The 11058-nt window shown below is 41.0% G+C and carries 10 protein-coding genes and 1 pseudogene; 3 read left to right on the plus strand and 8 right to left on the minus strand.

The window, feature by feature from the left end; translation table 11 throughout:
- Window positions 1–135: 135 nt before the first annotated feature.
- From H6G77_RS09635 to H6G77_RS09655, 5 genes are all read right to left on the minus strand, one after another.
- Window positions 136–294, minus strand: coding sequence for a hypothetical protein (locus H6G77_RS09635; protein ID WP_190591146.1), 159 nt, complete (start codon window positions 292–294; stop codon window positions 136–138).
- Window positions 295–471: 177 nt separating this feature from the next.
- Window positions 472–747: a YlxR family protein gene (locus H6G77_RS09640; protein WP_190591144.1), complete on the minus strand. Its 276-nt coding sequence runs from the start codon at window positions 745–747 to the stop codon at window positions 472–474.
- 322 nt (window positions 748–1069) lie between these two features.
- On the minus strand, window positions 1070–2383 hold the full coding sequence (gene nusA / locus H6G77_RS09645; RefSeq protein WP_190591142.1) for a transcription termination factor NusA: 1314 nt from the start codon (window positions 2381–2383) through the stop codon (window positions 1070–1072).
- Between the two features lie 177 nt (window positions 2384–2560).
- On the minus strand, window positions 2561–3022 hold the full coding sequence (gene rimP, locus H6G77_RS09650) for a ribosome maturation factor RimP (RefSeq protein WP_190591140.1): 462 nt from the start codon (window positions 3020–3022) through the stop codon (window positions 2561–2563).
- 197 nt (window positions 3023–3219) lie between these two features.
- A complete protein-coding gene (locus H6G77_RS09655) occupies window positions 3220–4674 on the minus strand; it encodes a hypothetical protein (RefSeq protein ID WP_190871433.1) in 1455 nt (484 codons plus the stop codon).
- Between the two features lie 239 nt (window positions 4675–4913).
- Between H6G77_RS09655 and H6G77_RS09660 the strand changes: the two genes are divergently transcribed.
- Complete coding sequence (locus H6G77_RS09660; RefSeq protein ID WP_190677799.1) at window positions 4914–5558, plus strand: peptidoglycan-binding protein; 645 nt, start codon at window positions 4914–4916, stop codon at window positions 5556–5558.
- Window positions 5559–5609: 51 nt separating this feature from the next.
- Here H6G77_RS09660 and H6G77_RS09665 read toward each other — a convergent pair whose 3' ends face one another.
- Complete coding sequence (locus H6G77_RS09665; protein ID WP_190677804.1) at window positions 5610–6491, minus strand: SDH family Clp fold serine proteinase; 882 nt, start codon at window positions 6489–6491, stop codon at window positions 5610–5612.
- Window positions 6492–6678: 187 nt separating this feature from the next.
- Window positions 6679–8382: a tetratricopeptide repeat protein gene (locus H6G77_RS09670; protein ID WP_190871434.1), complete on the minus strand. Its 1704-nt coding sequence runs from the start codon at window positions 8380–8382 to the stop codon at window positions 6679–6681.
- Between the two features lie 320 nt (window positions 8383–8702).
- Between H6G77_RS09670 and H6G77_RS09675 the strand changes: the two genes are divergently transcribed.
- Together H6G77_RS09675 and H6G77_RS09680 are read left to right on the plus strand one after the other, a co-directional pair.
- Entirely contained in the window at window positions 8703–9488 is a 786-nt protein-coding gene (locus H6G77_RS09675) for an RNA ligase family protein (protein ID WP_190591123.1), read from the plus strand.
- 66 nt (window positions 9489–9554) lie between these two features.
- Window positions 9555–10688, plus strand: a complete 1134-nt coding sequence (locus H6G77_RS09680; RefSeq protein ID WP_190871435.1) for an AAA family ATPase — start codon at window positions 9555–9557, stop codon at window positions 10686–10688.
- Window positions 10689–10788: 100 nt separating this feature from the next.
- Here H6G77_RS09680 and H6G77_RS09685 read toward each other — a convergent pair.
- Window positions 10789–11058 (minus strand): annotated as a pseudogene (locus H6G77_RS09685) (photosystem II q(b) protein); the annotation flags it as partial.

An 11058-nucleotide genomic window follows, 5' to 3' on the forward strand; every position in this document is an offset into this window, starting at 1 on the left:
TCTTCCCCTTTAATTTACAGTTTTTTGGCGGATGGTTGCCTGGGAGTGCGACATCTCCATCCTTAGATCACTGTTTTTCGGTTGCCCTTGGTAATTTTGCCGGTGCCTCCAATCAGGAAAGAGAGATGTTTCAGGTTAATGTTGGCATCTGTGCCAAATTTGGCTGTTGACTTGCTCCCATAAAAATTTTGTTAATAAAAAAAATTTATTGGAACTGGTGATGCCGAATTGCGCCTGATCGCTACCAGGTTGCCATTCTGTAGTTTTTTGTTTTGCTGATTCTGAGTCTTCCACAACACAATCGAGTAAAACTTTCTGGGAGTATTGCTGGGTTCTTTTTTCAAGAGCCGCTCACAAACTACGCCCTTTTACTATTTTGGCACTAACCCCAATAATTGCAGAGGGTGTGTTGGAAGCGCGAACAGTTCGGCTTTAGGCACAATCCTCTGGGGATTACCGCCACCAAGTTTTTCAACCTGATATTTGATTTTGGTGATGACTTGGGGCTAGACGTTGCCACAATGTCTGATACAGTGTTTCTGGCACTGATGCTTGTAGCGATCGCCCTAATCTATTCTTTTTTTGTGCCGTTTGCAAACAAGTTGCTTGCGGACAAAGATAGGCAGAGCGCCCCATGCCCTCATCTAATTGTACCTTTCCAGATGGAAAGACGCGGATTATCCGCCAAAAGTCTTGCTTCAAGCCGACTTTGCGGCAACTAATACAACGCCGATAATTCGGTTTCATCAGTTTTTTATAGGCATGAAGTCAAACAATTGAGAATTTTGGATTTACCTCCCTAAATGAATAATCATGGCTGAACCGGAATTTTAAATTTTTTATTAATTCCATCAGCAAATTATGACTCAGTAGTTTTATAGCAAAGTTAAGCTATTACAGCTAACCTTTTACTAATACCTCATATTTTCTCAAGTAATTATTAAAACTCTTCCTGAGCTAAATATTAGCAGAACTATAGCCATCGTATTTGCTTTCTCCCGTACTGGTTGAGGCGGAGATTTGTTGCTAATTCCTATATAGACTGCTGTTTCTCCAGAAAATTAAGAAATTATTCTGTTTCATCCAGATCAAAAGATTCATCGTCTAATTCTTGTTGATTTTCTGCATCTAATTCTTCGAGTTCCAGATCATCATCTTCTAAGTCGATGTCATCTTCCTCTAGTTCCATTTGTTCTTGCTCTAGTTGAGCTTGGGCGCGGACAGCTGCAAATTTCTCATCTTCGCCTGCATGGTCGTACTTGGCTTTATCTTTAATATCGATTTTCCAACCTGTTAAGCGAGCCGCGAGGCGGACGTTTTGACCTTCTTTCCCAATTGCCAAACTCAGTTGATCTTCGGCTACTAAGACGTGAGTTTGCCGCGTTTCCGGGTCCATAAGGCGGACTTCATCTACTCTGGCTGGGCTTAAGGCGTTGGCAATATATGTGGCTGGGTCGGGCGACCAACGAATTACATCGATTTTTTCGCCGCGTAATTCATTCACTACTACTTGAATGCGTGATCCCCGTGCGCCAATACAAGCACCTACTGGGTCAACATCTCGATCTAAGGTGTCTACCGCGATTTTAGTCCGGGGGCCAACATAACGCGATGGCGGATTTGCTTCCCGTGCGACAGCGACTATCCGCACCACTTCATCTTCAATTTCTGGAACTTCATTGGCAAACAAATAAACCACTAACCCTGCATCAGCGCGGGATACTAAAAGCTGTGGCCCCCGTTGTTGCCCTTGGGAAACTTTCTTGAGGTAGACCTTGAAGGTGGCATTGGCACGATAATTATCGTTTGGTAGCTGTTCCCGTTTTGGTAATTCGGCTTCTACTTCTGGCTGACCAAAAGTACTGCTAACTGCCAAAATAACTGATTGTCTTTCAAAGCGCAGCACTCTGGCTTGCAAGACGGTTCCTTCTAAATCTTGGAACTCTTCTTGCACCATTTGGCGTTGTTGATCCCGTAATTTTTGGGCTAGAACTTGCTTGGTTTGCATAGCGGCCATCCGACCAAATTCGCCTTGATCGGGGGTGACATCCAAAACTACAGAATCACCTAATTGGGCTTCGGGCGCAACTTGCTGCACTTCGTCTAAAGAAATTTGATGGTCGGTGTTGTTAACTTCTTCAACAATGGTTTTGGTGGAGAGGACGCGAAATCCTTCTTCATCAATATCGAGTTCCACTTCAAAATTGTCAAAATAGTCTTCATCAAATTGCCTGCGTTCTATATTTTGAGCGCGGCGATAACGTTCATAACCTTTGAGTAGTGCTTCTCGAATGGCTGATTGCACTGCTAACCGTGGTAAGTTGCGCTCCCGACTAATGCTTTCAATTAATTCTTTTAATCCTGGTAGACTAACCATTGACATAAGCAATCTCCTTTAAAAGTAAGGGAATAGGGGAGCCAGTGCCGTGCGGAGGTTTCCTCAGTTGAGGCAACTGGCATAGTAGGGAGTAGGAAAAAGCATTAAGGAATAGGGATTAGAGAAAAGATTGAATCTAGTCCCTAGTCCCTAGCCTCTAATCTCTAGACCCTCATCCCTCGTTTATCGACGTTCGTCTAGTTGCACCCTAGTAATGAGAGAACGAGGAATTTCCACTACCCGACCTTTTTGATTTAAATAAATGTTGGTTTCATCCCGGCGAATCAACTGACCATTCCACTCTGTTTGTCCTTCATGGGGTGGCGAAGTGGAAACAATCACAGGAAATCCTTTGAAGGAGATAAATTCCCGGTCAGTTACCAATTGGCGTGAAATACCTGGACTAGACACCTCCAAGACATAGGCATCTGGAATGATCTCCTCTGCATCTAAGCAGGCTTCTAAAGCGCGGCTCATCCTTTCACAATCATCCAAACCAGTATCTTGCTGGGGATTACGGATGTCTACCCGCAATACTGGTGGACGTTGGTTAGTGTGAAAAACTGCACCAACGACTTCTAATCCCAGTTGTTCTGCTACTGGTGTCGCCAATTCGATAATTTGTGGGACTAACGGATGAGTCATGCGAAATTTCAATAAAAAAAGTGGGCTTCGACCCACTTCCTGCGATAGGGATATCTTCCAAGAAGTCTTGTAACGAACTGATGATAGTTCGCCCTAAATTGAGTGTAGCGCATTTCTCTAAGAGTCAATAGTTAAATGGTCATTTGTTATTAGTCAGTGGTCAATGGTCAAAAGGCACGAAGATAAAATTTAACACTTCATATTTTTTTCTCTCTCATTTCGACGATCGCAGTACTTTGCTCAACGATGGGCTGAATATATGATTGTGTTCTTAGCTGTCTGGTTTGCTCGACAATGCTTTCTATATCTTCTTGGGATAGACGTTGAACGTAGTTGAGCTTGACTTCTTCTAAGAAATCAAATAACAAGCTTTGAATTTCGGCTGTGACTTTTTTTTGCTGTACTTCTGCGCCTAAAGCGTTGGTGAAGCTTTGGGCGAGTTGGGTTGTAAGTTTTGCACCTACGGGATCTTGGATAGCACTGACTAAAACACTGTATAAGCTGGTGGTGATTTGAGTTGCTAATTGTTCGCTGAGTTGGGTTTGAGCTTGTCCGATGGCGGGGAAGGCTTGGAGGTTGCGGTAAAGGGGAACTTGATTGAGTACTGTGTCAATGTTGTGGCGCAAAATTGCCGCTATGTCGGGCTGAATTTTGGGTAAAACTTCATAGACGACGGTTTGGGTTACAATCCCGGCGATCGCTTCAATTTCATTAACATTATTAATATCTACATAGGGACGTAGGTTTTCTTGTTGCGATATCCAACGGGTAAAATCTCCTTGTTTAATCGAAATTTGAATTTGGTTGATCACCCGCACCACCACAATTTCCGTAAGTTCCTCAGCAAAATTCGCTACAACTGTTTGATTGATTTGGCGCTGTAATGGTTGCAGATTTAATAGTTGCGCTTGGTCGAGTCGCACAACTACAGGTATAAATCGCAACCATCGCCAAAACGGCATCAGCAGCAATAAGTCATAGCAACGGTCAAATACTGCATTTAACAAGCTAGAACCAGGGTGGCGACGCTTGATGTAAAAGATGCGTGCGAGAAACTCGATCGCAAAGATAGTGACAAATGGTAGGTCTATTAGCCAAAAATCATCGAGATATTCGCTATTTTCACCGATTTGGCGGTAATAGTTGCTGGCGATTAAAGGGCTAATTTTTTGGTTGAAAAAGGTAATTTCTTGATTCCAACCTTTCTGGGAGAGATAAGCTTGACTCCAGAAAGTGGCAAAGGATTGCTTGGCGGAATCTTTACCGATGCGATCGCGCATTCTGTTTTTAATTTTTTCCAGAGTACCACTCTTGCCAACCCCAGCAAATGGGTTACTATCAATCATCTCCCCACTCAGGCGGGTGAGTTCGTCTAGTTTTACCTTCGCCTGTGGAGATGTTAAACCTGTCTGGTTGACTTGTTCTTTGAGCGCATCTACCGCTTTTAAATAACTTTGAGTTTCTCTATGGGCAGCAATCCCCTTAATGGGATCATAAATTTGCGTAATTTGAGGTAATCGCCGCAAATAAAAATCACGCCATTGTACATAAGTCAAATCAAACACAACTAAACCTAAGTTGACTGTGGCCACCAGTGCCATCAACCTTTCAAACCAAAGTTTTTTGTGTTTTGGCAAGGTTTGATTAACCATTTTTTTGTTTTAGATTATACAAGTTTTAAGTATTTAGTTATAACCCAATTAGAGAGTTGAGAAGTAGACATAGAAAATCTAAATACTTCTCCAGCCAGATTGCCAAAAATTTATATCAATATAAATTAATTAATTTTAATTAATCACAAATGATTAAACATTGAGACAAAAGTCTTCCAGAAACGTAAAATGCACCTGTTAATCATATAATGCTGATTTAACTGCAAGGAGTTTGAGATATGTGGTGTGGGTTTAATAAATCCAGCGCGATTATTGCGGCTACTTGCCTAGTAAGCGCCGGTGTAATCATTTCTGACAGTTCCTTTGCTGCCCGTCAACGTAACTATACACCCCAAGAATTTCGGGCTGTGTTGCATGGGCTAGGTTACAAAGTTAAAGTCTCCAATACACCTTTAACCGACGAGGAAACTAAAAAAGCAATCCGCGATTTTCAAAAAGGCTACAAGCTTGGTGTAGACGGGATAGCCGGGCCAAAAACCCAAGACTTTGCTGCTAATATTGTGCAGATTCTCCAAGCCAATTTAAATGTAGTACTTAAGCCTAATCCGCCTCTTCCCCGCGATCAATTTTTTGGCCCGCGTACCGAACAGTTAATCAAGGAATATCAGAAAAAAAATCAGCTTTCAGAAACTGGAATTGCTGATTTAGCACTCCGTCAGAAGCTAGATGCAGCAGCAAAGGAAGTTATAGGTAAACCTAAACCTCAGCCAACGGCTAAACCGACAGCTAAACCGACAGTTCAACCAAATACGACATCAACGCCAACACCAGCCGCGTCACCAACACCCATACCAACGCTAACACCAACGGAGATACCAAAGCCTACAGCAACACCAGCAGTTTCACCAACACCAACACCTTAAATGTGATAGCTGCTGTAGTCAGATAGATAAACTCAGCACTCAGCACTTAATCTAAGCTTCTTCTAAAGGTCTACCTTTTGGTGTTGGTAAAATTGGACGACGGTCATCATAAGGCATAGGAATATACTGGACAGTTGGCCGTCCTCCCTGGGGTTGGGGATACAAATCCATCAAGTCATAAATAGAACGGGGTAGTCCGACTGTGACAGGTAAACCCATTTCTGTTGCTTCTTCCACCGTGACAGGATAATCGTGCGTCACACGTCCAGTTGTCAAAGCATCGATAATCGGTTCAATATTTTCGGGCTGAACCTTTTGTTTAGGGATGTTATCTTTTAGCAGCGTCCGCACAAAGCGTTGTACTTGTTGAATGGCTTTTTCTGCTTGGTCAGCCATAATTAAAGTCTGGTCATCAATCTCGCTGATGGGTTTATCTTTAACTACCTTTAAAATACTGGCTGCGGGGAGGTTGCCTAATTGGGGATCAACAGGCCCTAAAACAGCGTTTGCATCCATACAAATTTCATCAGCAGCCAAAGCCAGCATTGTGCCACCACTCATAGCATAGTGTGGGATAAAAACTGTCACCTTGGAAGGGTGACGAATTAACGCCCTAGCAATTTGTTCGGTAGCGAGTACCAAACCGCCAGGAGTATGCAGAATCAAATCAATGGGAACATCTGGGGGTGTGAGGCGAATTGCCCGCAAGATTTGTTCTGAATCTTCGATTGTGATGTAGCGTGATAGAGGAATACCCAGTAAACTGATAGATTCTTGACGGTGGATAAGTAATATCACCCGCGTTTTGCGTTCCTGTTGAAATTCTTGTAAGGCGCGAAAACGCTGATATTCTACTTGGCGCTTTTGCCAGAGGGGTTGTAGGGAAGAAAGCAGTAGAAAAATCCAGAATACATCACCAATACCAAAGCCCATAGGTTTGATTGTCCAAAAATAACGGTTATCGTCATTTATTGTGACAATTTTTAATTCATAGCAGGTCTATCTAGGGGTGTAGGGTAGGAAAGAGCGACAGGGAAGACAAGGAAGACAAGGTTGATGGGTAAGCCAAGATTTTTTGTATTTACAAATTACTATAATTTACTCAGGTTATTTAGGCAGATTAAGCATTATTAATTTTATTTATTTTGTCAATAATTATACTTTCATAATTGTGATACTCTTGTTGTCTAGTGATAGCTAATGCTCGTTGATAATGTTCAATAGCTTGAGATTTTTGGTTTAGTATAATAAATAACTCAGCTATATTTTCAAGATTTTCTATTTGACTCAAAGAGTTACCTAACTGTTGACGAATTATCAAAGAATTTTGATAGTGTTCCAATGCTTTTTCATATTCGTTTAACTGTCTATACATGGAACCTAAAATATCAAGAGTATCACTTTCACTCATTCTATCTCCAATTTCTTGGCTAATAGTGAGAGCTGCTTGCAGAGATTCATTTGCTTGAGAATATTTTTCTAAATAACAATAGAGTTTCCCCATTAAATACAGAGCTTCGGCTTGACCAGGAATAACACCGATTTTTCTTCTCAGAGCCAAGGCAAGTTCATAGTAAGTTAATGCTTTTTCAAATTCTTTTAAACTAGAATTAAGTAGTCCTAAATTACTTAATATAGTAGCTTCTGTATCACGATCGCCAGTTTTACTAGCTATCACTAACGCCTCTTGATAGTATTCTAAAGCTGCTGAATATTCTCCATAGCGATAGTAGATTTGAGCTATATTATTGAGAGTTGTACCTTGACTATTTAACTCTCCTATTTCTTGTTGTAAATTTAAAGCTTCTTTATAGTATTGAATTGCTTTAGGATAGTCTTCTAAAAAAGTATAAACTGCTCCAATATTATTTAATGTAGTGCCTTCATTTTTCCTGGCTCCTATTTCTCGACGGATTGATAAAGCTTGATGATAATAATTTAATGCTTCATTATATTTTCCTATCTGGTCATAAACACCTCCAAAATTATGGAGTGTAGTGGCTTCATTGGTGCGATCGCCTATTTTTTTAGCAATTTTTAAAGCTTTATTATAGTATTCTAAAGCTTTCGAGTATTGCCCTAGATTACGATAAATAGCACCTATATTGTTCAGAGAAGAAACTTGACCTGATAAATGATTATTTTCTATTTCAATAGTAAGACATTGCTGATATAGTTCTAATGCTTTTTCATATTGACTTAAATCACTATAAACTGAGCCTAGGTTATTAAGCACAGCCGCCTCACCATTACGATTACTTTTATTTTGATAAATCTTTAAGGCTTCTTGATATTTTTGTAATGCGTTTTGTGGTTCTCCTAGGCTTTCATAAATTAAGCCAGTATTATTGAGATTAGTAGCTTCATTAGATAAGTCTCCTATTTCTCTACTAATGATTAAAGACTGATTATAATGTCTGATGGCTTCTGAATATTGTCCTAACAAGTAATATACTGTGCCAATACCACAAAGCGTTTTTCCCTCCATTTTACGATCCATGATTTGAAGATGAATAGACATAGCTTTTTCATAGATTTCTAAAGCTTTAGAATATTCGCCCATGCCACGATATGCGCTCCCAATACTACTAAGAGTATTACCTTCATTTTGTAAGTCATGAATTTTTTGAAAATAATATAGAGCATCAATATACTGGTTTAAAGCATCTTGATACCGTCCTTGATTATATAAACTAAGTCCAAGATTAGAATGTGTTAATGCGTCTGCTTGATGCTGTTGTTTAATTAAAAACTTAACTAATCGATGAATAGCTTTGATGGGCTTAAGTAAAAGTGAAGCTAGGACACGTAGGTAAGATAGCACTATAACCTCAAAAATTTAGCTTTTGAACTTAAACCTATTCTTCCCAACTAGAAACCTCAAAAATAATTTTTTCATAAAAAACTCTGTTTTAATTATGTAGCGACTGTCTTAAAGGTCAAGCGGCTCTATTTCCGAAAACGGTGCGGTTGCTTGTGAAGTATGTAATTATTAAAATACATCCTTGGAAAACTACGGTAAAAGTCTATGTAGTCCTTCAGTCTCAATCAAATTCATTTCACTGGCGAATGCAAAAGTCCTCTCTTAATTCCGGGAAAGTTCGCCACGCCGTTATTTGATTGCAGTCACCAAGGTAAAAAGTCATGGAACAAATTTATAAATATCCGCGTACCCATCACATCGAGGGTTCGCGGTTGCAGCCTGGGGATGAAGATTTAGACAGCGTTCCTTTTAGTGCAATTAAAAATCAGTATGTAGTCGTGGAAGAAAAAGTTGATGGCGCAAACGCCGCTATTAGCTTTACTTCTAACGGACAACTCAAATTGCAAAGCCGTGGACATTATTTAACAGGTGGTGCGAGAGAAAAGCACTTTAACTTATTTAAACAGTGGGCGCATACTCGCGCCACCGCATTTTGGCAAGTTCTAGGGAGTCGGTTCATTTTGTTTGGTGAATGGCTGTATGCCAAGCACACTGTTTTTTACGATGCTTTACCTCATTACTTCCTAGAATACGATGTGCTGGATTTAGAACAGCAAGTTTTTCTCAGCACCAAGAACCGTCAGCAGTTACTTGCAGATTTACCTTTAGTTTCTGTACCTGTTTTATTTGCTGGCGAACTGAAATCTTATCAACAACTCATCGCCCTGCTGGGAAAATCCCATTATCAAACCCCTGCACATTTGCAGCGTTTCCAACAAATTTGTCTGGAACAAGGCTTAGATGTCGAACGTTCCCTCAAACAAACTGACCAAAGTGCTTTGATGGAAGGTTTATATATTAAAGTCGAGCCACAAGCAACAGTAACAGCCCGTTATAAATATGTGCGTTCCAGCTTTTTAACTACCATTCAGCAGTCAGAGGGACATTGGCTAAACCGCCCAATAATTCCAAATCAACTGCATCCTAGTGCAGATTTGTTTAGTTAAAAAGATCCCCGACTTCTTAAATAAGTCGGGGATCTGAAGCCTACTAATTTTTACAGGTATTTAATTATGATTCAAAATTGGACGTTTCCTTATTGTCCTCATAAAGATGACTGGACAATTAACTGGCAAGCTTTAGAAGCAAAATTTGATTGGTTGCGATCGCTTGCTGATTGTCCCCAAGACCCACGTTATCATGCTGAGGGGAATGTTCTCATTCATACGAAACTTGTATGTGAGGCATTAGTCGCTTTACCCCAATGGCGAACATTACCACCTAAAGAACGTTCTGTGTTATTCGCCGCAGCTTTACTACATGATGTCGCTAAACCCGCAGCCACTCAAATAGCAACAGATGGGGCGGTTTCTTCTAAAGGTCACGTCCTCCAAGGGGCGAAAATGGCACAGGAAATTCTCTGGGATTTAAATGTACCATTTGCAGAACGGGAAGCGGTTGTGGCTTTGGTGAAATATGGCAGTTTACCTCTGTGGTTTTGGGATAAACCCAACCCGGAACGGGCGGTAATTAAAGTTAGCCAAATCATTCGTTGCGATATGCTGGGTTTACTCGCCGAAGCAGATGTGCGCGGACGTTACTGCAACGACCAAGCCGAATTATTAGAACGAATTGAGTTTTTCCGCGAATTTTGCCAAGAAAACCAATGTTTTAACCAACGGCGTGCATTTCCCTCAGCACACAGTCGGTTCGTGTATTTTCAAAAAGAAAATGGCAACCCAGACTATGCAGCCTTTGATGATACGCGCTTTGGGGTAGTGATAATGTCGGGTTTACCGGGTGCAGGGAAAGATACTTGGATAAAAGAAAATCTGCCTGACTGGCGAGTGATTTCTTTAGACGCACTGCGAAAGCAAATGAATATCAGCCCAGAAGATGACCAAGGTGTAGTGATAAATGCAGCCAAAACCATAGCCAAAGAATATATGCGTGATGGGCAATGTTTTGTGTGGAATGCAACTAACATTAGCCGTCAATTGCGAGGGATGTTAACTCGTTTATTTACCAGTTATCAAGCCAACATTCGCATTGTTTATCTAGAATCACCTTGGGATGAATTGCTGCGGAGGAATTGCGATCGCCCTGCTCATGCTAAACTGCCCGAAAAGGTGCTGTATAAATTAAAGCAGCGTTTAGAAGTTCCAGATATTACTGAAGCACACACAGTAGATTGGGTAGTACGGTGAAAATTTGGAAATGCGATCGCATCATAATTAGAAACCAAAAAGGCGCTCCCCGTGAAGAGAGCGCCTTTGATTCACTATTTATTGATTCTATCTCAGAAGATTAGCCATTGATAGCAGGAGCAGAGATAGCAACAGGAGCTTGCTCACCAGCAGCCAAGTCTAAGGGGAAGTTGTGAGCGTTACGCTCGTGCATTACTTCCATACCTAAGTTTGCGCGGTTGATGATGTCAGCCCAGGTGTTGATGACACGACCTTGGGAGTCAATCACTGATTGGTTGAAGTTGAAACCGTTCAGGTTGAACGCCATTGTGCTTACGCCCAACGCTGTGAACCAAATTCCGATTACAGGCCATGCAGCTAGGAAGAAGTG

This window comes from Aulosira sp. FACHB-615 (assembly GCF_014698045.1).
Lineage (GTDB): Bacteria > Cyanobacteriota > Cyanobacteriia > Cyanobacteriales > Nostocaceae > Nostoc_B.

Bases quoted from the DNA above. Each gene is read 5' to 3' on its own strand.
- H6G77_RS09655 (WP_190871433.1), bottom strand. From the start codon at position 4,674: ATGGTTAATCAAACCTTGCCAAAACACAAAAAACTTTGGTTTGAAAGG.
- nusA (WP_190591142.1), bottom strand. From the start codon at position 2,383: ATGTCAATGGTTAGTCTACCAGGATTAAAAGAATTAATTGAAAGCATT.
- H6G77_RS09660 (WP_190677799.1), top strand. From the start codon at position 4,914: ATGTGGTGTGGGTTTAATAAATCCAGCGCGATTATTGCGGCTACTTGC.
- H6G77_RS09640 (WP_190591144.1), bottom strand. From the start codon at position 747: ATGAAACCGAATTATCGGCGTTGTATTAGTTGCCGCAAAGTCGGCTTG.
- H6G77_RS09665 (WP_190677804.1), bottom strand. From the start codon at position 6,491: ATGGGCTTTGGTATTGGTGATGTATTCTGGATTTTTCTACTGCTTTCT.
- H6G77_RS09675 (WP_190591123.1), top strand. From the start codon at position 8,703: ATGGAACAAATTTATAAATATCCGCGTACCCATCACATCGAGGGTTCG.
- rimP (WP_190591140.1), bottom strand. From the start codon at position 3,022: ATGACTCATCCGTTAGTCCCACAAATTATCGAATTGGCGACACCAGTA.
- H6G77_RS09680 (WP_190871435.1), top strand. From the start codon at position 9,555: ATGATTCAAAATTGGACGTTTCCTTATTGTCCTCATAAAGATGACTGG.